The sequence below is a fragment of the Marinomonas communis genome, assembly GCF_004363305.1.
Lineage (GTDB): Bacteria > Pseudomonadota > Gammaproteobacteria > Pseudomonadales > Marinomonadaceae > Marinomonas > Marinomonas communis.
The window spans coordinates 1-20,840 of record NZ_SNZA01000005.1 but is presented as its reverse complement, the minus strand read 5'-3'; the positions used below and the strand labels follow the sequence as shown (position 1 = coordinate 20,840).

The 20,840-nt window shown below is 45.2% G+C and carries 21 protein-coding genes and 1 rRNA gene; 2 read left to right on the top strand and 20 right to left on the bottom strand.

What is annotated here, in order from left to right; all coding sequences use genetic code 11:
• Positions 1–48: 48 nt before the first annotated feature.
• The 17 genes from der to iscR form a co-directional block, all read right to left on the bottom strand.
• Positions 49–1,386 (bottom strand): ribosome biogenesis GTPase Der, encoded by a 1,338-nt coding sequence (gene der, locus C8D85_RS13800; protein WP_133563740.1) that lies wholly within the window; start codon positions 1,384–1,386, stop codon positions 49–51.
• Positions 1,387–1,482: 96 nt separating this feature from the next.
• Positions 1,483–2,616, bottom strand: a complete 1,134-nt coding sequence (bamB, locus tag C8D85_RS13795) for an outer membrane protein assembly factor BamB (RefSeq protein ID WP_228191213.1) — start codon at positions 2,614–2,616, stop codon at positions 1,483–1,485.
• Positions 2,617–2,619: 3 nt separating this feature from the next.
• Complete coding sequence (locus C8D85_RS13790) at positions 2,620–3,261, bottom strand: YfgM family protein (protein ID WP_133563738.1); 642 nt, start codon at positions 3,259–3,261, stop codon at positions 2,620–2,622.
• 44 nt (positions 3,262–3,305) lie between these two features.
• On the bottom strand, positions 3,306–4,586 hold the full coding sequence (gene hisS / locus C8D85_RS13785) for a histidine--tRNA ligase (protein ID WP_133563736.1): 1,281 nt from the start codon (positions 4,584–4,586) through the stop codon (positions 3,306–3,308).
• Positions 4,587–4,597: 11 nt separating this feature from the next.
• Positions 4,598–5,710, bottom strand: a complete 1,113-nt coding sequence (ispG, locus tag C8D85_RS13780) for a flavodoxin-dependent (E)-4-hydroxy-3-methylbut-2-enyl-diphosphate synthase (protein ID WP_133563734.1) — start codon at positions 5,708–5,710, stop codon at positions 4,598–4,600.
• 9 nt (positions 5,711–5,719) lie between these two features.
• The gene (locus C8D85_RS13775; protein ID WP_133563732.1) at positions 5,720–6,685 is read right to left on the bottom strand and encodes a RodZ domain-containing protein; all 966 of its coding nucleotides are present in this window, start codon (positions 6,683–6,685) and stop codon (positions 5,720–5,722) included.
• 317 nt (positions 6,686–7,002) lie between these two features.
• A complete protein-coding gene (gene rlmN, locus C8D85_RS13770; protein WP_133563730.1) occupies positions 7,003–8,118 on the bottom strand; it encodes a dual-specificity RNA methyltransferase RlmN in 1,116 nt (371 codons plus the stop codon).
• 154 nt (positions 8,119–8,272) lie between these two features.
• Positions 8,273–8,680, bottom strand: coding sequence for a nucleoside-diphosphate kinase (gene ndk, locus C8D85_RS13765; RefSeq protein WP_115468729.1), 408 nt, complete (start codon positions 8,678–8,680; stop codon positions 8,273–8,275).
• Positions 8,681–8,835: 155 nt separating this feature from the next.
• Complete coding sequence (locus C8D85_RS13760) at positions 8,836–9,987, bottom strand: IscS subfamily cysteine desulfurase (RefSeq protein ID WP_133563728.1); 1,152 nt, start codon at positions 9,985–9,987, stop codon at positions 8,836–8,838.
• A gap of 52 nt (positions 9,988–10,039) precedes the next feature.
• Positions 10,040–10,465, bottom strand: a complete 426-nt coding sequence (locus tag C8D85_RS13755) for a SufE family protein (protein WP_133563726.1) — start codon at positions 10,463–10,465, stop codon at positions 10,040–10,042.
• Between the two features lie 144 nt (positions 10,466–10,609).
• The gene (gene sufT / locus C8D85_RS13750) at positions 10,610–11,140 is read right to left on the bottom strand and encodes a putative Fe-S cluster assembly protein SufT (protein ID WP_133563724.1); all 531 of its coding nucleotides are present in this window, start codon (positions 11,138–11,140) and stop codon (positions 10,610–10,612) included.
• 4 nt (positions 11,141–11,144) lie between these two features.
• Positions 11,145–11,498 carry a HesB/IscA family protein gene (locus C8D85_RS13745; protein WP_133563722.1) on the bottom strand — a complete coding sequence of 118 codons (354 nt, stop codon included), beginning with the start codon at positions 11,496–11,498 and terminating at the stop codon, positions 11,145–11,147.
• A gap of 8 nt (positions 11,499–11,506) precedes the next feature.
• Positions 11,507–12,724 carry an aminotransferase class V-fold PLP-dependent enzyme gene (locus tag C8D85_RS13740; RefSeq protein WP_133563719.1) on the bottom strand — a complete coding sequence of 406 codons (1,218 nt, stop codon included), beginning with the start codon at positions 12,722–12,724 and terminating at the stop codon, positions 11,507–11,509.
• Positions 12,725–12,735: 11 nt separating this feature from the next.
• Positions 12,736–13,959 (bottom strand): Fe-S cluster assembly protein SufD, encoded by a 1,224-nt coding sequence (gene sufD / locus C8D85_RS13735; RefSeq protein WP_133563717.1) that lies wholly within the window; start codon positions 13,957–13,959, stop codon positions 12,736–12,738.
• A gap of 2 nt (positions 13,960–13,961) precedes the next feature.
• Positions 13,962–14,747: a Fe-S cluster assembly ATPase SufC gene (gene sufC / locus C8D85_RS13730; RefSeq protein ID WP_133563715.1), complete on the bottom strand. Its 786-nt coding sequence runs from the start codon at positions 14,745–14,747 to the stop codon at positions 13,962–13,964.
• A gap of 19 nt (positions 14,748–14,766) precedes the next feature.
• A complete protein-coding gene (gene sufB, locus C8D85_RS13725) occupies positions 14,767–16,203 on the bottom strand; it encodes a Fe-S cluster assembly protein SufB (protein ID WP_133563713.1) in 1,437 nt (478 codons plus the stop codon).
• A gap of 50 nt (positions 16,204–16,253) precedes the next feature.
• Complete coding sequence (iscR, locus tag C8D85_RS13720) at positions 16,254–16,745, bottom strand: Fe-S cluster assembly transcriptional regulator IscR (protein ID WP_133563711.1); 492 nt, start codon at positions 16,743–16,745, stop codon at positions 16,254–16,256.
• Positions 16,746–16,982: 237 nt separating this feature from the next.
• Here iscR and C8D85_RS13715 point away from each other — a divergent pair, with 237 nt between their 5' ends.
• Positions 16,983–17,546, top strand: coding sequence for a hypothetical protein (locus C8D85_RS13715; protein WP_133563709.1), 564 nt, complete (start codon positions 16,983–16,985; stop codon positions 17,544–17,546).
• A 39-nt stretch (positions 17,547–17,585) separates the two neighbouring features.
• Here the strand turns inward: C8D85_RS13715 and C8D85_RS13710 are convergent, their stop codons facing one another.
• Positions 17,586–18,473 (bottom strand): DMT family transporter, encoded by an 888-nt coding sequence (locus C8D85_RS13710; RefSeq protein ID WP_133563707.1) that lies wholly within the window; start codon positions 18,471–18,473, stop codon positions 17,586–17,588.
• A 103-nt stretch (positions 18,474–18,576) separates the two neighbouring features.
• Between C8D85_RS13710 and C8D85_RS13705 the strand changes: the two genes are divergently transcribed.
• Positions 18,577–19,542 (top strand): LysR substrate-binding domain-containing protein, encoded by a 966-nt coding sequence (locus C8D85_RS13705; protein WP_133563705.1) that lies wholly within the window; start codon positions 18,577–18,579, stop codon positions 19,540–19,542.
• Here the strand turns inward: C8D85_RS13705 and C8D85_RS13700 are convergent.
• Positions 19,496–20,158, bottom strand: a complete 663-nt coding sequence (locus tag C8D85_RS13700; RefSeq protein WP_133563703.1) for a hypothetical protein — start codon at positions 20,156–20,158, stop codon at positions 19,496–19,498. The genes C8D85_RS13705 and C8D85_RS13700 overlap by 47 nt on opposite strands.
• Positions 20,159–20,747: 589 nt before the next feature.
• Positions 20,748–20,840 (bottom strand): 5S ribosomal RNA (gene rrf, locus C8D85_RS13695); the annotation flags it as partial.

Genomic DNA, 20,840 nt, shown 5'->3' with positions numbered 1-20,840 from the left:
CTTGAAGTTATCAAGCGAGGCTTTTAAATGTTTCTTATAACCGCTTTATTAACGCTTAGGTGCAAACGGGTTATCAGAAGACTTAAATTCAAACGAAATTGGCGTCCCCGTAATGTTTAGAACAGTACGGAACTTGTTTTCCAAGTAACGCTTGTAGCTACCTGGCAATGCATCCGTTTGGTTACCGTGCACAACGATACGCGGTGGATTCGAGCCACCTTGGTGAGCGTAACGAAGCTTAATACGGCGACCTTTCACCATTGGAGGTTGGTGCTCCGATACAGCATCTTCCAAAATACGAGTTAGGCGGTTAGTAGACCATTTCGCGTAACACGATTCATACGTCTCTTCGATGGTGTCGTAAAGGTCACCGACACCGGTACCATGAAGTGCAGAGATGTAGTGAACTTTCGCGTAAGGTACGAAACCAAGGCGACGCTCGACTTCTTTCTTAATGTGTTCGCGGTCTTCTTTCTTCAGGCCATCCCATTTGTTGATCGCAATGACCAAACCACGACCCGCATCCAATACGTAACCGATCATATGAAGATCTTGCTCTACCAAGTCTTCGTGAGAGTCGATCACACAGATGACAACGTTGGCGTCTTGAATCGCTTGCAATGTTTTCACGATAGAAAATTTCTCTACCGCTTCTTTGACATGCTTACGACGACGCACACCCGCTGTATCAATCAGTGTGTAGTCTTTGTCATGACGCTTATAGGGAATATAAACACTGTCTCGTGTGGTTCCGGGCATGTCGTACACAACCACACGCTCTTCACCCAACATACGGTTAACTAGGGTGGATTTACCAACGTTTGGACGACCCACAACACCGATACGGATACCTTTGGCATTAAACTCTATTTGATCGCGCATTTCAGCAATACGCTCTGCAAACAGCTCCATCACCGTATCAATCAGCGAACGAACACCTTTACCGTGAGCCGCTGCAAGAGGGTAAAGCTGCCCCATACCTAGCGCGTAAAAATCGGCCAAGGCAATGTCTTCATTTATACCGTCAGTTTTGTTCACCACCAGAAAAACTGGCTTCTCAGAACGACGTAAATGATTCGCGATCATTTCATCTGCTGGGTTTAAGCCATGACGGCCATCCACCAAAAACAACACCGCGTCCGCTTCTTCAATCGCAAGAAGTGACTGACGCGCCATATGCTCATCAATACCTTGCTCGTCACCACTGATACCGCCCGTATCAATCACGATAAACTCATGCTCACCTGCTTTACCGTCGCCGTATTTGCGATCACGCGTAAGGCCAGGATAGTCTGCAACCAATGCATCACGTGAACGCGTTAGCTGGTTAAACAGAGTAGATTTTCCAACATTGGGTCGACCGACCAATGCAATAACTGGGATCATTTTTTCAACCTATTAGAATACAAAGTGGCTGCTACGCCTTGTGAGCGAAGCAGCCTCTTCAAAAATTGCGTTGAGCTTACGCTCAGGGCGTTACCACTACCAGTAGTGAAGCGCCGTTACATTTGCAGTTGGCGTTAGTATAAACAATTGTTCATCATTCGACACCATGCGACTGCCAGCCGGGCGTCGAGAGTCAGCCAAAGTCCATGCTTCAGTCACGCCTGTTTCACGATTCATAAGATGAATCCAGCCACCACGATCTAACACTGCAACATAATCTTTATAGAACACTGGTGAGGCCAAATCACGACCTTGCAATGTATCATTTTGCCAAAGTGTCGAACCATTGCGGGCATTGAGACTATAAACAACATTGTCCTGATCGATAACTGCTAGTTCGTTGCCTTGTACTGCAACACCTACCGCGCTAGAAATATTACGCTGCCAAACAGGGCGACCCGTTTGCATTGCCAATGCTGTTACAGTGCCATTATAGGCCACTGAGTAAAGCATATTGTTCGCAATGACAAAGCGTCCACTGACATCGGTAAGACGCTCAATTTCATAACGCCCTTCTGGTTTACCGACAGCGTATTCCCAGATCTGATCGCCTGTTTGCAAGTTGTATGCTTTCACTTTACCACTTGCAAAACCAGCTATCACTTTACCGTCAACAATGACTGGTGCAGTTGTGCCGCGCACTGTCAGAGCAGGCAAATCCTCTTTATCGCGCCACAGAGTTTCACCTGTGCTCGCATCCATCACCGTTAACCAGCCGTCTCCAGTTAAGGCTGCAACACGGCCTTCACCGTTGCCAGTCTCAGACAAGATTTCAGACGTTAACGTTTTACGCCAAAGTACAGACTCATCCGCTAACGAAACAGCAACAAGCTCGCCATCGTAAGTTCCGAAGAACACTCGATCGCCATCACGAGATACACCTGCACTTGGTTTCATCTGGGTATCGATGTGCTTGACCTGTAAGCCATTCGATTGCAAAAGTTCGTATACCGCACCACGATTAGTGACTAAGGTTAGCGTATCGCCCTGAGGCACGATGTTGTATGTCTCAGTCTGCTCACCAGAGTCGCCGTTCACTTTAGTTCGCCAGTTCGCATCAAAATACACAGCTTGGCTAACGCCAGAGGGTGGTGGTAGCTGTCGTGTTGAACAACCTTGTAATAACACTGAACTCAGCACTGCCGCAGCAATGATAGGCTTCCACATCATTTATCAGCCCTCGACCAAATCTTTTAGTTTGATATCTAACAATGGATGTTGCACATCAGCACCCATTGCATCTGCTGCACTCTGGTATGCAGTACGTGCTTCCGTACGCTTACCTTGGGCTAGCAAGATATCACCTTTCAATTCTGACACTTGCGCTGCGAACTCTGACTGAGTCACTAATGCAAGCGTTTTAATTGCAGCATCGTATTTTTCTTGCTCTGCTTGCAGACGAGCAATACGTAGATTCGCAATGGCATCAAACGAAGCGTCTTCTGATTGCTCAACAACTTTGGATAATGCTGAGACTGCCTCATCGAAATTGCCTGCTTGAGCATCGATACGAGCTACGAATAACTGACTGAACATAGCATAGCCAGTATCATCAAAGTCTTCTGCTAACTGGTTAGCAATGAAACGAACCGTTTTTTGGTTTTCTTCTTTATCTAGATCAGCTGCCGCTTCGGTTAAATTCTGATACAACGCCGATGCTTCTGCTAAATGATTAGCCTGACTGTTCTGCCAAGCCTGAAAACCAAAATAACCGCCAACACCAACTGCTACCGCAAGTACCAGTGACGTACCGTTTTTCTTCCACCAGTTCTTAAACGCTTCAATTTGTTCTTCTTCAGTCTTTACTTCAGACACACCGTGTTCCTCATAATTCTACATTGAACGACTGTATTAATGGATCAGCCGTTAAGCTTTTCTAGCAAAGTAGTCACTAATGCATCGGTAGCACATGACACCTGCTCACCAGACTGCATATCTTTTACCTGTACAATCCCTTCAGCAACTTCGCTTTCACCCAAAATCAAGGTAAAACGAGCGCCCGATTTATCGGCTTTCTTCATTTGGTTCTTGAAGTTACCACCACCACAATGACGTAGCACGGTCCAGCCTTGATTCGCGTTGCGTAGTTGCTCAGCTACCACAAAAGACGCAAGCTCAGCTTCATCACCAAAACTTACAACAAAAATATCCGTCGCATCTTTCGCTTCTTCAGGGATCAATTCAAGGGTTTCAAGCAAAAGTACCAAACGCTCAACACCCATGGCAAAGCCAACTGCCGGTGTAGCACGGCCACCCAACTGTTCAACTAAGCCATCATAACGACCACCCGCACAAACAGTAGCTTGCGCACCTAGATGAGAGGTTACCCATTCAAATACGGTTTTACCGTAGTAATCCAGTCCACGCACTAAACTACGATTGATCACAAATGGTACATCGTTTGCTTTTAAGATCGCTTGCAAGCGCTCGAAATGCTCACGTGATTCATCATCAATAAAATCTTCAAGGCTTGGCGCATTCAGCAACACTTTTTGCGTCGCTTCATCTTTTGAATCAAGAATACGAAGTGGGTTCGTCGATAAACGACGTTGGCTGTCTTCGTCTAATTGATCTTTGAATTCCGTCAGATAGTCAACCAAAGCTGCTTTGAATGTTTCTCGCGCTGCGGCAACACCAATAGTATTCAGTTGCAGTTCAACATGCTCAAGCAAGCCAAGCTTCTTCCAAAGACGAGCGGTTAGAATAATCAACTCTGCATCAATATCTGGCGTTGCCATACCAAACGATTCCACACCAATTTGATGGAACTGACGGTAACGGCCTTTTTGTGGACGCTCATAACGGAACATTGGGCCCACATACCAAAGGCGCTGCGTTTGGTTAAACAACAAGCCTGCCTGATCAGCTGCACGAACACAGCTAGCGGTCCCCTCTGGACGAAGAGTTAAAGACTCACCGTTACGATCTTCGAAGGTATACATTTCCTTCTCAACGATATCAGTTGTCTCACCAACACCACGTTTGAACAGCTCTGTTTGCTCAACAATAGGGAAACGGATTTGCTGATATCCATAACCATTAACTACTTCAGAAACGGTTCTTTCTAGGTACTGCCAAACGGAAGATTGGCCAGGCAGAATGTCATTCATTCCGCGAATTGCTTGTACTTTACGACCCACTGTTCGTGCCCTTATGACTTAGCGATAAGATTGGATTCTTCTTTCTCTTTAGCGTCCGCTTTGGCGCGAATCATACGCTCAAGATCATCCACCAAGGTTTCATTTTTAACTTTTGAGTTAGGTTTGCCGTCTAAATAAACCAAATTATTTGGTGTGCCACCGGCAAGTCCCAAGTCAGCTTCTTTCGCTTCCCCAGGGCCGTTTACAACACAACCAATCACGGCAACATCCATTGAGACTTTAATATCTTCTAGACGTTCTTCCAATTCGTTCATGGTTTTCACCACGTCGAAGTTCTGACGCGAGCAGCTTGGGCAGGCAATAAAGTTGATGCCTCGATTACGCAGTTTCAAACTACGTAGCATATCCCAACCTACTTTAACTTCTTGCACAGGATCTGCAGCTAACGATACGCGAAGCGTGTCACCAATGCCGTCCATTAGAAGAAGCCCCAAACCGATCGAAGATTTTACCGTACCAGAACGTAATCCACCCGCTTCAGTGATCCCCAAATGAAGTGGGTTATCAATTTGCGATGCAATCTTGCGGTAGGCCTCGACCGTCATAAAAATATCAGACGCCTTTAAACTCAGTTTAAACTCTTGGAAGTCTAGGGCATCAAAGTACTCGATTTGACGAAAAGCAGACTCAACCAAAGCATCCGGCGTCGGTTCGCCGTATTTCTTTTGTAGGTCTTTTTCCAAAGACCCTGCGTTCACACCAATACGGATTGGGATATTCTTATCACGCGCACAATCAACGACTGCGCGGACACGATCTTTGTTACCGATATTACCTGGGTTAATCCGTAAACAATCGACCCCGTATTCCGCAACCTTAAGCGCGATTTTGTAGTCGAAGTGAATGTCTGCCACAAGAGGCACAGAGACTTGTTCACGAATTAACTTAAACGCTTCCGCTGCATCCATTGAAGGTACTGAGACACGAACGATATCCGCCCCTGCGTCTTGAATCGCACGGATTTGAGCAACCGTTGCGTCAACATCGCACGTTTCAGTATTGGTCATACTTTGAACACTAATCGGCACACCACCACCGACAGCAACATCACCCACCATAATTTGGCGAGATTGGCGACGTTTAATAGGAGACTCAAAATGCATATTTTATCTCTACTCAAGCCCAAATCGGGCTAGATCTTTACGTACATAAGAGGAGAAGTCAAAAGACTCTCCTTTGTATAAGAATTCGGATACACCTCTCGCATAACCTAACGTCACACGATAAGGCGCCTGACCATCAAGCTCTAAACTGCTGCCAGCACTCTTCACACCAGAGAAAAGAATACGCCCTGAGCTATCACGAATTTCAGTCCAGCAATCAGCGACAAAGCGAATCACAATATCATGACTCGCCACAACAGGCTGAGGAGCGTCTTCAACAATAGGTTCTGGCTGAATCTCAGGTTCTCTCGTTGCCTCAACCACTTCCTCTGGGTCAACTCCCGCATCCTCAAGCAAGGCAATTGTTTCTGCAGACAAACCAGTCACTACGTCCGAGGTTTCATCTGGCTCTAAGGCTTCGCTTACATCGAGTTCTTGCTCTACTTCTTGAGCAGGAATTGCTACTTCCGGTTCAGTAGAGGTCTGTTCAATTTCGTTTTCAAGCGCTGGTTCTGACTCAACCACTGGAGTTTGGTCTACCACAGGGGAGCTCGGCTCGGAAGATTGTGTGGGCCACCAAAAAGCAACAAACACAATGATTGCAATAATGATCGCTGAAACAATAATAAAAATAGGATCGCGCCCAGACGCTTGTGGAGGAACGTTATCAACGGGTCGTAGATTACTTTCTTTGACTGACTGCTGTTCATCAAAAGCAGCCAATATTGGGCGATGATCAAGACCTAATAAACGGCAATAGCTTTTTAAATAGCCACGGGCAAACGTTGCGGAACGGAAACGGTTGAAGGCAGCATTCTCTAATGCGTAAACGTGCTCAATAGATAATTTAAGCTCAGTTGCGACTTGGCGTTCGTCAATCGACAAACTTAGACGTTTCGCTTTCAGAATGTGGCCAATATCTAATGCTTTCGCATTCTGCTCTTGAGCGATATCCATCTCTAATTCGGTTGTCATGTTATTACCTTGGTGAAACAGGCTAACAAAAGCGCTAAGCGGTCGGGTGTATGGTCAGTTTCGTGCAAAAATACGCGACGACAGACAATTGACAGCTTTGTATTTGGGCCCAGAGGAGCGGGCTTTCCCATGCCTGAATAATGATAAAAAGCGCTTTCACTTATTCACTTGGTATTAAATCAAGATTGAGGCCAGCCATCAAACCCAACAGACCAAAATGATGAAAAACTTTTCTATTAGGGGCAAGAATTTAAGTGAATTTGACGCATTACTGACATCTCAGTAATGCGTCACTTAATTTTATCGAAATTTGAAAATCAATCTGCCACTTGGCGCAGTTCAATATACTTCTGAGAACGACGTGTTTTATCTAGGAAGTCACCCACCAACTGGCCACACGCGGCATCAATATCATCACCACGTGTCGTACGGACTGTTACCGTGTAGCCATCGTCGGCAAGGATTTTCTGGAAACGTCGCGTTTGGTTATTAGATGGTTTCTCGTAACCTGAATGCGGGAATGGATTAAATGGAATCAAGTTAATCTTACATTCCAAGTTTTCCAGAAGTTTAGACAATTGACGCGCGTGCTCTTCCTGATCATTCACACCAGCCATAACCGTGTATTCAATCGTGATATGACGCTTATCAGGCAAGTTATCTAGGTAATGCTGACAAGCTTCCAGCAGCTCTTCGATTGGGTATTTCTTGTTAATTGGCACCAACTCATTACGCAATTCGTTATTCGGCGCATGAAGAGAAATCGCCAACGACACATCGGTGCGTTTTACCAAGTCGTAAATACGTGGCACCACACCAGAGGTACTTAAGGTTACGCGACGCTTCGATAAACCGTAGGCATTGTCGTGCATCATCAAGGTCATGGCATCAACGACAGGCTCAAAGTTCATCAGTGGTTCACCCATGCCCATCATCACCACATTGGTCACGCGACGAGGGCCGCTTGGATCCATAGGACCAAAAGATTTAATCGCAATCCAAACCTGACCAATGATTTCAGCCGCCGTTAGGTTACGGTTAAACCCCTGCTTACCTGTTGAACAAAAGCTACAGTCCAAGGAACAACCAACCTGAGACGACACACAAAGTGTCGCGCGATCACCATCAGGAATCAAAACCGCTTCGACACAGTTATTCTGACCACCTTCAGTACGAATGATCCACTTACGAGTACCATCATTAGAAATATTTTGAGATACGATTTCCGGTGCACGGATCTCACAGATATTTTCTAATTTAGCGCGTAACTTCTTACTAACATCCGTCATGTCTTCAAAGGACTCAGCGCCCTTTTGATGAATCCATTTCATCACTTGGGTAGCACGGAATTTCTTTTCACCAATCGACTCAAAAAATTCGATGAGTTTCTCTGGTGAAAGGCCAAGTAAATTTACTTTCTGGGTGTCAGTCATAGGTATCAATCATTCGCTCTAAAGCGTTAAGTGTAGACAAAAAAGCTTCTGAAAAGGGATTACGCTTTTCAGAAGCCTCTGCAAAGAAGCGGGCCATAGGCCCGCTTCCTCATAAACCTGCTTTTCTAAAACGAAAAGGTAGGCTTTAAATCAATTACTTACCGAAGAAGTAAGCAACTTCACGTGCAGCAGACTCAACAGAGTCAGAACCGTGAACAGCGTTCGCGTCGATAGACTCAGCGTAGTCAGCACGTAGAGTGCCAGCAGCCGCTTCTTTAGGGTTAGTAGCACCCATTAGTTCACGGTGACGTAGAACAGCGCCTTCGCCTTCAAGAACAGAAACAACAACTGGACCAGAAGTCATGAATGCAACTAGGTCTTTGTAGAATGGACGCTCTTTGTGCTCAGCGTAGAAACCGCCAGCTAGCTCGTCGTCTAGTTGAATCATTTTAGCTTCAACGATTTTCAGACCAGCACGCTCGAAACGAGTGTAGATTTCACCGATTACGTTTTTAGCAACAGCATCTGGCTTGATGATAGATAGAGTGCGTTCTAGCGCCATGTTAAACTCCAAATATGAATTTCAATGGTCACGTGAAATTACGAGACCGACTAATAACTTTAAGCGTGCGCATTATACGCATGTCTTTATGAAATTTGTATGTATTCGCCACGTTTTTTGTGGTTAAAAAACGAAAAGTCGCCTTTTTCGAATGTTTACAGGCCACGCAGTTGAGTCACAGCGTTTTTTACCGTTTCAATAACGAAATCTATCTCTTCTTCCGTAGTGAAACGCCCGACAGACATACGCAGTGACGCATGCGCTAGCTGATCTGACAAACCAATAGCGCGCAATACATAAGAGGGCTCAAGGCTAGCTGATGTACACGCAGAGCCAGAAGACAGCGCCACATCTGCTAGAGACATCAGTAGCACCTCACCTTCCACGCCATCAAAGCCAACGTTAATGACACCAGCAACACGATTAGCTGAATCACCGTTCAGATGAACACCTGGCATTTCAGATAGACCATTCCACAGTTTTTCTCGCAACGCAGAGATTCGTTCGCAGTCATTTTGCATGTCAGCCTTTGCAATAGCAAAAGCCTCACCCATACCTACGATTTGATGGGTGGCCAACGTACCTGAACGCATACCACGCTCATGACCACCACCATGCATTTGTGCTTCTAACTTCACCTTTGGCGAACGGCGCACATACAACGCACCGATGCCTTTTGGACCGTAAGTTTTATGAGCCGTCAAAGACATCAGATCGACATTCATAGCGTTCACATCAATCGCTACTTTACCTGTTGTCTGAGCGCCATCTACATGAAAGTAAATACCGCGCGCACGAGTATCTTGGCCAATCGCCGCAATGTCCGTTACCACACCCAGCTCATTATTACCGTGCATCAAAGACACTAGGATTGTATCTTCACGCAGTGCAGCAATCACACTATCAACGGTGATCTCACCATGGGCGTTTGGCTTAAGATACGTCACCTCAAAGCCTTCTTTTTCAAGCTGACGACAAGGGTCCAACACCGCTTTGTGCTCAATCATTGACGTCACGATATGGCGACCTTTTAGCTTATTGGCTTCAGCAACGCCTTTAATCGCCAAATTGTTCGCTTCGGTTGCACCTGAAGTCCATACAATTTCACGAGCATCCGCTTCGATCAATTCTGCCACCTGCAAACGCGCATCCTCTACCGCTTCTTCTGCACGCCAACCAAATAGGTGTGAACGTGAAGCTGGGTTGCCGAAGTTGCCGTCTTGAGTAAGACATTGCATCATTTTTTCCGCGACACGAGGATCAACCGGTGTGGTCGCTGAGTTGTCGAGGTAAACAGGTGTTTGCATTGGAACTCTCCAAGGTAACGCAAATTAAAACAAAGCTACAAAGCTAAATCAGTTAAACAGACGCTTTTGCGATGGCTTGAACACGGCCAACAATCGAACGTAGACCATTCCCACGAGTTGGGCTCAAGTGACGCTCAAGATCTAGCTCCGAAAAGTATCCATCAATATCAAACGCCAGCACTTCTGCAGGCGTTTTCTCGTTGTAAGCCGCCATCACAAGGCCAAGTAAACCACGAACAATAACCGCATCACTGTCCACAGAAAAAACCAGTACCTCACCTTTCTCAGCATCTTGCGTGCTACCCGGCTGAATCCAAACATTGCTTTGGCAGCCTTTCACCAAGCGCTCTGGCGTGCGCCAAGCGTCGTCAAACTCAGGTAGCGCTTTACCTAAGTCGATAATGTATTTGTACTTCTCTTCCCAATCATCAAAGAAAGAAATGTCGTCGATAATCTCTTCTGTTGTCGGTAAAGACATAATGCCTCGCTAAGTTGGCTTACTAAATAAAACAGTGCGATAGACGCTATTTCGCATCATTGCTGTAGCACAAAAAGAAACGGCCAATGGTTGAAATCATTGGCCGTCGGTATTGTAGTCGATTTTACGCTGTAACTGTATGTGTTAGAAGAACAAGCCTGCTTCTAGCTGCGCTTCTTCACTCATCATTTCACGTGACCATGGCGGATCAAAAACAAGCTCAACATGAACATCTGCCACATTCGGCACTTTCGTCACGCGATATTTTACATCGCTAACAAGCACTGGCCCCATTCCGCAACCTGGCGCGGTTAACGTCATTTGAATCGCAACCTGCTTTTCAGCTTGATCCACGGTTACGTTGTACACCAAACCTAGAGACACCAAACTGATCGGAATTTCAGGATCATAAACACTATCTAATGCCTGCCATACTTGATCCTCAACAATTTGACCTGAGCCATCATCACTGAAACTTAATACTTCAGGCTCTTGACCAATAGCATCCGCATCGGTGCCATCTATACGCAACATATTGCCTTGGAAAGTGACAGTGTAGTTACCACCCAACGCTTGGTTGATAGTAATAAACTGACCTTCAGGGATGGTGGTTGGTTCACCGCTTGGTACTCGTCGAGCTGGGCACTCGCGCTGAGTAACGACCATTTTCTGCATGTTATTAATTCACACTAAAGCTTTCGCCGCAGCCGCATTCCGCAACCACATTGGGATTGTTAAATTTCACGACTTGGTTAATACCTTCGCGCACCAAGTCAATCTCTGTACCTTTAAGCAAAGTCAGAGACTTATCATCAATCGCCAGCTTTACGCCTTCAAAGTCCATGACAGCATCGCCGTCTTGCGCTGATTCTACGATGTCTAAAACGTAAGCGTAACCGGTACAACCACTCTCTTTGGTACTTAAGCGCACCAAGCTCCCTTCAGATTGCACCTGAAGTTTTGACGCAAAAAATTTACGCGCCGCATCGGTCATGCTGACCGTTTGATTCGGATCGAATGTTTCCGTCGACATAATGCCTCCTAAGCCAACATCATGTGAACTTTTTTCAAAGCTTTGAAGAATTGCTCAACTTCTTCAATCGTATTGTAAATCGAGAACGACATACGTGCGGTACCAGGCACACCAAAGCGTGCCATCAGCGGCTGCGCACAGTGATCGCCAGTACGGATTGCAATGCCTTGTCGATCAAGTAAGAAACCAATATCTGCTGGGTGACCTTGATCTAGTACGAAGCTAAACGCCCCTACTTTTTCTTCGGCTTCACCGATCATGCGCAAACCATCGAATTCTTTAGCCAACTCAGTAGCACGGGCCATTAAAGCTTTCTCGTGAGCAGCTACCTCAGCATAATCCAATTCACTGAACCAACGAATCGCTTCACCTAGCGCAATCGCATCACCCACATTTGGCGTACCCGCTTCAAGACGGTATGGCAACACATTCCAAGTGGCATCCTGTAAGGTCACAGTAGAGATCATCTCACCACCGGTTTGCCATACTGGCCAATCCGCTAGTAGCTCTTCTTTGCCCCAAAGTACACCTATACCCATTGGTCCGTAGATTTTATGCCCTGAAAAAGCATAGAAATCACAACCGATATCTTGAACATCAACGTTACCGTGGGCGATACCTTGGGCACCATCGACCAAAACCCAAGCGCTAAACTTCTTCGCTTGCTCAGTCATCCACTTGATTGGGTTCACAGTACCCAGTGAGTTTGACACGTGCGGGAAAGCAACTAATTTAGTGTTTTCGTTCAACAAAGAAACATAAACATCTAAGTCTAGCTCGCCTTTATCAGTCACTGGCACATTGTGCAAAGTAGCACCTGCAGCTTTACATGCTTGCTGCCAAGTCACGATGTTGGCATGGTGCTCCATACCCGTCACGATGACTTCATCAGTTGGCTTAAGAAGCTTCGCCAAACCGTTGGCAATCATATTGATGCCTTCGGTCGTACCAGACGTCCAAATCACCTCTTCACGCTTTGGCGCATTAATGAAGTCTTTAATGATGTCGCGTGCATTCTCAAACTTGCGCGTTGCTTCATCCGCTAATCGGTGAGCACCACGGTGAACATTTGAATTACATTGCGTGTAGTAATCCACTAACGCATCAATGACACACTGCGGCTTCTGGGTCGTCGCCGCGTTATCAAGATAGATAAGAGGATTGCCATCGATTTCGCGTTTTAATATTGGAAACTGCTCGCGAATAGCAGCGACATCAAGACTCATGGACTTCTCGCTTATTTCACTTCCATCTGAGCAAATCGGTCACGAATAATCGGACGCACCCAATCCGCCAATTCAACAGTTGGCATCTGGTCGATCAACTCATTTATAAAACCAAAGCTTAGCATTAGCTGTGCTTGGGAACGACTCACGCCACGCGTTTGCAAGTAATACAGGGCTTGCTTATCAATCTGAGCAATGGTCGCACCATGGGCACAACGTACATCGTCGGCATAGATTTCAAGCTCTGGCTTAGTATTGATTTCCGCTTTGTTAGACATCAACAAATTGCGGTTATTTAACTCAGCCAATGTTTTTTGCGCATCACGATGAATATGAATACGACCGTTGAATACTGCACGACTGCTGTCACCAGCAATACCGCGAATATTTTCTTCCGTTGTACAGTTTGGTACAGCGTGCTCAACGTTTGCGTGAAGGTCAAACAGCTCTTTACCATCCAGCAGGTAAATCGCGTTCAACTTGGCGTTTGCCTTCTCTCCAGCATAAACAATGTCGGTATCAATACGCTGTAGGTCGCTACCAAAGCCGATAATACTGCTGTTCATGACAGCATTCTCAAACAGCTTAAAGTGACTGCCGCCCACAGCAACATTGTCGCCTGACTGCAACGCAAAGCGGTAATGCTCAAGATTGGCTTCAACGCCAATTTGGTATTCAGTAAAAGCAGTTGTTAGGGACGCACCCTGACCTTCTGCATTTTCCACCACCTTAAGTGATGAACCAGCTTTCAGGTCAACCACGACACGGATATGACCTTGCGCACCGTTACTCAGCAGGTTGTTAATGCGAAGCATTTGCTCGACTGCAACACCTTCAGCAACCGTTACCACAGCAACGTCTGCCGCCAGCACATCATTCACCAAACCAAAAACATGACGCTCTGGCTTAATGGTCGCAAACAAGCTTGATTCTTGCATTTCAATGCTTAGACCCTCTGGTAACTCTTCTGGAAGAGACACCAGCTGGCCATCAACAAAGGTCAGCTCAAGGAACTCAAGACCTTCAACCGCTACCGGCTCAAGCTCTGGAGATTCTTCCTTGAAAATAGCCTTGCTACGCTCTACTGCACGAAGCGGCGTGTATTTCCACGCTTCGGTTTTACGTGTTGGCCATTTAATGTCTTTTAAAAGCGCAAGCGACGTCGCTCGCTGGTCTTCAAAACCATCTTGGATGCTGTCGGCACGAGCGATGGCTTGTTGTAACCATTCACTCATGATTAATCCTCTAGTTCGTCTTCTGTAGGCTCTGTTTGTAGCCAAGCGTAACCTTGCTCTTCTAGCTCTTTCGCCAGTGACGCATCGCCACTCTTAACGATTTTTCCGTCTGCTAGAACGTGTACGAAGTCAGGCTTAATGTAGTCAAGCAGGCGCTGGTAGTGTGTTACAACGATAAAGCTACGCTCAGGAGAACGCTGGCTGTTTACACCGTTTGCAACCACTTGCATCGCATCGATATCTAGACCTGAATCGGTCTCGTCTAGAATGCAAAGTTTTGGCTGAAGCAGCATCATTTGCATGATCTCGTTACGCTTTTTCTCACCACCAGAGAAACCTTCGTTGACACCACGCTTAAGGAATGACACGGGCAGGTTCACTTGCTTACAAGCTTCTTTTGCCATCTTAAGGAATTCTGCAGACGTTAGCGCTTCTTCGCCACGTGCTTCACGCTGAGAATCTACCGCTACTTTAAGGAACTCAAGGTTGCTAACACCTGGAATTTCAACTGGGTATTGGAATGCTAGGAAAAGACCTGCACGAGCGCGATCTTCCACTTCCATTTCTAGGAGGTCTTCGCCATCTAGAGTAACCGAGCCACTATCGACTTCGTAGCCATCACGGCCAGACAAAACATAGCCTGTTGTAGATTTACCAGCACCGTTCGGGCCCATGATGGCATGAACTTCACCTGGTTTAATGTCTAGGTTGAGACCTTTGAGAATGTTTTTTTCTTCTACACTTGCGTGTAAATCTTTGATCGATAACAAAGTGTTTTCGTTTGACATGTTCAATGGGTTCCTCAACCTAACCAACAGAGCCTTCAAGGCTAATTTCGAGAAGTTTGCCTGCTTCTACAGCAAACTCCATAGGGAGTTCTTTAAAGACTTCCTTACAGAAGCCATTTACGATCATAGAGACCGCTTTTTCTGGATCAACACCACGCTGACGACAAAGGAACATTTGATCGTCACTCACTTTAGACGTGGTCGCTTCATGTTCTACGATCGCAGATGGGTTACGGCTTTCAACGTACGGGAATGTGTGCGCACCACACTGATCGCCGATCAGTAGCGAGTCACACTGAGTAAAATTACGTGCGCCTTCTGCACCTGGATTCATACGTACAAGGCCACGGTAGGCATTATTACTCTTACCAGCAGAAATACCTTTAGAGATGATCGTAGACTTGGTGTTCTTACCAATGTGGATCATCTTAGTACCCGTATCCGCTTGCTGACGACCACGCGTCAAAGCAACCGAGTAAAACTCACCCACACTGTTATCACCTTTAAGTACACAGCTCGGGTATTTCCAAGTCACAGAAGAACCAGTTTCAACCTGTGTCCAAGAAATCTTGGCATTGGTATGACACACACCACGCTTAGTTACGAAGTTGTAGATGCCGCCCTTACCTTCTTCGTCACCTGGGTACCAGTTCTGTACAGTGGAGTATTTAATTTCAGCATCATCCATTGCAACAAGCTCAACAACTGCTGCGTGCAGTTGGTTCTCATCACGTTGTGGCGCTGTACAGCCTTCTAGGTAACTTACGTAAGAACCTTCGTCGGCAATAATCAAGGTACGCTCAAATTGACCTGTGTTCTGCTCGTTGATACGGAAGTATGTAGACAGTTCCATTGGGCAACGGGTGCCTTTAGGAATGTACACAAATGAACCATCCGTAAATACGGCACAGTTTAGCGCAGCAAAGAAGTTATCTTTGGTCGGAACAACGCTGCCAAGGTACTTTTTCACAAGATCAGGGTACTTATGAAGCGCTTCAGAGATAGGGCAGAAAATAACACCCGCTTCTTCAAGCTTTTCACGGAAAGTGGTAACGACTGAAACAGAGTCAAAGACTGCATCTACCGCCACACCAGCTAGCATCTGTTGCTCAACTAGCGGAATACCTAACTTTTCGTAAGTACGCAAAAGTTCAGGATCAACTTCGTCTAGAGACTTAGGTTTGTCTTTCATACTCTTTGGTGCTGAGTAGTAAGACACCGCTTGGAAGTCGATTTTAGGGTAGGATACATGAGCCCAATCAGGCTCTTCCATTTCTTGCCAAACACGAAACGCATTGAGACGCCATTCAAGCATCCACTCAGGTTCACCTTTGACTTCAGAGATACGGCGAATCACGTCTTCATCGAGGCCAGGCTCGAAGGTTTCTGATTCCACTGCAGAAACGAAGCCCGCTTCGTACTCTCGAGCTAACGCCTTATCAATCTGCTCAGTCATATTAGAAACTCACTCATTCTTCCAGGGCTACGCCCTGCTAGTTGTGTTCGTTAACCGATGAGGGCTGCAGAGATCTTCTCTTGAGAAGCTGAAGCCGACACCTTACTATCTTTGTCTTGCCTATCCGCTACTTGGCGGACATCTTGACGCTTAACCAATTTTTCGAGACTAATCTCGCTCAAAAAGTCGTGTATTTGATCACTGAGATCACACCACAAGTGATGAGTTAAACAGGTGTTACCACCTTGGCAATCGCTACGCCCTTTACAACCTGTCGCATCAACAGATTCATTCACTGCATCCACAATCTGAGCCACAAAAATATCGCTGCGGTCTCTACTCAGGCGATACCCACCACCAGGACCTCTGACACTTACTACCAAGCTTTGTTTGCGAAGCTTCGCAAACAACTGCTCAAGGTAAGAAAGGGAAATGCCTTGACGATTTGAGATATCAGAGAGCGACACTGGCCCACTGTCAGTGTGCAGAGCCAAGTCAAGCATCGCCGTTACGGCATAACGGCCTTTAGTTGTTAAGCGCATACACATTCCACTCAAATGCTAATCAGTGGTACAAATCATACACAAAACCTACTATTTTGATCAAGTATTTACCCGACTGAATTAGTAGGTTATTAGTTCAAGTGCTAAAAATTTCGCGTATTTTAAGCGCATATGACTCAAAACTGAACAAATTCTCAGATTTTTGTTGTGTTATATTTAAAGTGTTAGTCAATATGTACAATTACTAAACAACCACCTCGGATTTAGGGGTAAATTATGAGTAAGTCAGCTGATAGTAACGAAGAAACCAATGCCGATAACGTGGCAGCAAAAAGTAAGAAGAAGCTCCCGATCGGGCTGTCTATCGGTTTTCTTATTTGCTTCTTGCTGAGCATTGCATCTTCCGCTGGTATCACCTACTTCCTAATGTCGATGAACAACCCAAGTGAAGAAATCAGCAAACAGCAAGCAGAGATTGAAGCCCAAGTATCAGCATTAAGGCAAAGTATAGAGCAGCAGAATGCTCAACTCAGAACCATGAACACCAACAATGAGCAATTAAAAACCTATTTACGTCATAGTAGTGCAACAGCCTTAAAGAACATTTTAATCAATCAGGAAGAGAATATTCAGGCCTATCTGTCGGTAATGAGACAAGCTGTAGGTGACCTATCTGAACTGGTTCCGAAAAGCTCGGAATGGGAAACCACGTATCAGTATCAGATGGACTTAGCACTAAAAGCCAGCATGGAAAGAAGCACCCTACTAAATTTACTTAAAACGGGAGAGCCGCCAGTCCAGTCAGAGGGACTTCCTGCTCAAACAGCTCCAGCCCCTTAGATTTGATTGCGACGGACCGTTTAAGTCCGTCACCTTTGATTAAACTATTTGAGCTGCTGCAATAGCGCGCTTTTTAGCTTTTTCAGCAGCCATGTCTCGCCTACTAATATAAATCAGTGGCAATATTATAAGTGCTGCACCAAGTATTAGACTGGCATCAATAGACTCTGCAAACATCACCCAGCCAGCAATGATAGCGAACAGCAAGCCTGAATACTCAGCTGAGCTGACCTGACTAGAAGCAACATAACGATAGCCCACTAAACAACCCAAACTATACATTACAGAGCAAATCGAGGCACAGAAAGCCAATACCAACTGCTCCCATGATAAATGCCCTCCTTCCCATATGGCCAATGCTCCCGATAAAGGCAGCGCACACAATTGAGCAATCATCAAGCCATGCATAGCACCTTGATCCGAGGGAAGCTTTCGAACTAGCAAACTATTCACCGCCAATACAAAAGCAAAACCCAGTGCACTCAACATTCCCCAGCCAATGTAACTAGGCTTTAGAATAACTAAAACACCTAAGAAACCAGAAACAGCAGCAAAAACGACGGTTTTACTGATTTTTTCACGATAAAAAATCGCAGCCAGTAATATGATGAAAATTGGAGCGGTATAGAACACGGCGTTCGCTGTTGCTAATGGCAGTTGAGACAAAGAGATTACCAGTAGAACAGATGTTAGCACCCACAAATTTCCTCTGATGAAATGCAAACCAAGTCCTGCAAGTGGACGAGCAACTTGTTTACGGATTACAAATGGAGTGATGACTAAGCACATAAATAGAACGCGGTAAAAGGTGAATTGGAATACCGCATCGCTGGCATTGGCTAACTTTACCAACACATCACAGACTGTTGCCATCAAATTACCAAGCACTAATACTAATATCGCGCTACTAATCGTTTTTCCTGACACAAATACTCCCACGTATGCCATGAATGAATTGGCAACCAGTCTATCTAAGACCTATAATCCATTAAAATGATATATTTTCTTTTAGTATTAGTTTTTTAAATATATGAATTTACCGCCACTCAAGTCATTACCTGTTTTTGAATCGGTTGCACGACTGAACAGCTTTTCGTTGGCCGCTAATGAGCTAAACATCACTCAAAGCGCCGTGTCACATCACATTAAAGGTCTTGAGGATTACCTAGGTGAGCTACTTTTCATACGTCAAGGTCGAAAACTAGAGCTTACAAACGAAGGTCGAAGCTACCTTGATAGTATCAGTAGTTCTTTAAACCAAATCGCCCGTGCTACTGAAAACGTCAAAGGCATTACGGAAACGAAGTTGAGGCTTGCGGTGTATAGTTCTTTTGCTGTGTATTGGCTCATTCCAAGATTAAGCAAATTAAAAAGACAACACCCTAATCTCGATCTCACAATTGAGATGACATTTTCTGAACCAGAGCTCTCTGATCGCACGGCCGACTGCTTTATCACAATAGATAAAGAAAAACGTGGCTTTGACTTTGAGTGGTTTTACACAGAGCGTCTTTTTCCTGTATGCAGCGAGGGTCTTTATCAAGAGATTGCGTCGGCACTGAATACGCAAACAGAAAAAGAGCTAGAAGCTAAACTGAAACAGTCCCCACAACTACTCGCCCAATTTCCTCTTATCACATCATATAGCATGTATGAAAGTTACGCAGAAGATTGGCGCAGATGGTTTGCTGAAGAAGGGCAACCACTCCCAGAGGGCGCTGCATTCCACAGGTTTAGCCATTTGATGTTGGCTCATGAAGCGGCAACACATTCACTGGGAGTCGCCTTAGTAAATGACTATATGTTTAATGAATTAGATCCTAAGGATGGCCTAGTAAAGCTGCCATGCGGAACTCATACAGCTACAGACAGCTTTTACATCGCCTATAAGCATAGCCGTAGACATGAGCCCGCACTTAAGCAACTCAGACATTGGCTTAGAAGTGAACTTAATGAACTAAGTTTGCCTTCGCATAAGAAGATAGTTTCTGGTTAGAGATATCTTGCTTTTGATACTCTTTTAATGTCGCTAGAATAAAAAATAGCAACTCCGTTGCAGCGATCATCACAATACTGTATCCAAGCAATTCAGTTCCCTCTTCGACAATATTCTTAACACTGCGAACATAAGCATCGCCCATTACGCTCTGCCAAAAACTACTACGTCCAAACAATCGCGAAAAGCCAATTATTATCACAAGACCTGCAGTAACAAAGCCAAAGCTGGAAGTTTGAGAAAACTTTTTAAGTGATTCATAGCTAAGCTTAACTTGATTACGCAAACTAAAAATTGTCACTGCAGCAACAATAAAGACTGCAATTTGCCAAGCACCGTCAAAAACATATTGATCTAGAAATGAATCTGACTCGCGGATAAACATCATCAACATCAATGCAGACAAGAGGATGCATGCCTGACGCATTCCCTTAGAGAACCAAGCACATACAGCGAATGTGATAGCGCTAGAAAGAGCAAAAAAATCTTGCATTTTCTCTGTTAAAGAACCCTCTCCATACTGCGCTAAAGCTCCTAATTCATAAGCTTCTAAGGAAATACATTGAGCAACACCTGCAAGTAGCAGCAGATAAATGAACCCTCTAAGGATGAACATAGCTTTCACCTAACAAATTTATATTAAGGTAATGTTAAGGCATGAAACTTAAATGATTCAAACAGAATATTAGAGTTCCTAAATAGATATCAAATTGCATAATTCGTGCACCAAGGTATTAGAAATAAGAATACTGTGCCACGCGAATTCTCTATCTTGACACGATCAGTTCAAACTAAATCCTTAAAACAATGCAATTAGGAGACATTAAGCTTGAATAGAGGCAAGGAGATTGAAAGGCTTTAGCTCAGTCATAACGAAGATACTTGAGGAGAACAGCATTAGCATGCGGACTAACATCATATAACCTTAGGGATCTAATATTTTAGCTATCGCCATCAGGAGATAGCTCGTACGACCCGATTCTATCGGGGATGAAGGGGTTACTTGTACGACCCGGCTCCATCTGAGCAGAAAAGGCTTTGATTGTTCCAGGGGTCAGATCCCTTGACTGACTGCAGTGATTAGAGACTGATGTACTTACAGGGATCTGACCCCTTTGATGAAGATCATCACTGAGCTAGTTTCATTTTCAACAGACGTAAAAAAGCCCTGACCGCGCTAGCGATCAGGGCTTCTTAAATTAAAAGCTTGACGACGACCTACTCTCACATGGGATCTCCCACACTACCATCGGCGATGGCGCTTTTCACTTCTGAGTTCGGGATGGGATCAGGTGGTT

Coding starts and splice junctions, on each gene's coding strand:
- der (WP_133563740.1), bottom strand. CDS start 1,386: ATGATCCCAGTTATTGCATTGGTCGGTCGACCCAATGTTGGAAAATCT.
- bamB (WP_228191213.1), bottom strand. CDS start 2,616: ATGATGTGGAAGCCTATCATTGCTGCGGCAGTGCTGAGTTCAGTGTTA.
- ispG (WP_133563734.1), bottom strand. CDS start 5,710: ATGCATTTTGAGTCTCCTATTAAACGTCGCCAATCTCGCCAAATTATG.
- C8D85_RS13775 (WP_133563732.1), bottom strand. CDS start 6,685: ATGACAACCGAATTAGAGATGGATATCGCTCAAGAGCAGAATGCGAAA.
- rlmN (WP_133563730.1), bottom strand. CDS start 8,118: ATGACTGACACCCAGAAAGTAAATTTACTTGGCCTTTCACCAGAGAAA.
- ndk (WP_115468729.1), bottom strand. CDS start 8,680: ATGGCGCTAGAACGCACTCTATCTATCATCAAGCCAGATGCTGTTGCT.
- C8D85_RS13760 (WP_133563728.1), bottom strand. CDS start 9,987: ATGCAAACACCTGTTTACCTCGACAACTCAGCGACCACACCGGTTGAT.
- C8D85_RS13755 (WP_133563726.1), bottom strand. CDS start 10,465: ATGTCTTTACCGACAACAGAAGAGATTATCGACGACATTTCTTTCTTT.
- sufT (WP_133563724.1), bottom strand. CDS start 11,140: ATGCAGAAAATGGTCGTTACTCAGCGCGAGTGCCCAGCTCGACGAGTA.
- C8D85_RS13745 (WP_133563722.1), bottom strand. CDS start 11,498: ATGTCGACGGAAACATTCGATCCGAATCAAACGGTCAGCATGACCGAT.
- C8D85_RS13740 (WP_133563719.1), bottom strand. CDS start 12,724: ATGAGTCTTGATGTCGCTGCTATTCGCGAGCAGTTTCCAATATTAAAA.
- sufD (WP_133563717.1), bottom strand. CDS start 13,959: ATGAGTGAATGGTTACAACAAGCCATCGCTCGTGCCGACAGCATCCAA.
- sufC (WP_133563715.1), bottom strand. CDS start 14,747: ATGTCAAACGAAAACACTTTGTTATCGATCAAAGATTTACACGCAAGT.
- sufB (WP_133563713.1), bottom strand. CDS start 16,203: ATGACTGAGCAGATTGATAAGGCGTTAGCTCGAGAGTACGAAGCGGGC.
- iscR (WP_133563711.1), bottom strand. CDS start 16,745: ATGCGCTTAACAACTAAAGGCCGTTATGCCGTAACGGCGATGCTTGAC.
- C8D85_RS13715 (WP_133563709.1), top strand. CDS start 16,983: ATGAGTAAGTCAGCTGATAGTAACGAAGAAACCAATGCCGATAACGTG.
- C8D85_RS13705 (WP_133563705.1), top strand. CDS start 18,577: ATGAATTTACCGCCACTCAAGTCATTACCTGTTTTTGAATCGGTTGCA.
- C8D85_RS13700 (WP_133563703.1), bottom strand. CDS start 20,158: ATGTTCATCCTTAGAGGGTTCATTTATCTGCTGCTACTTGCAGGTGTT.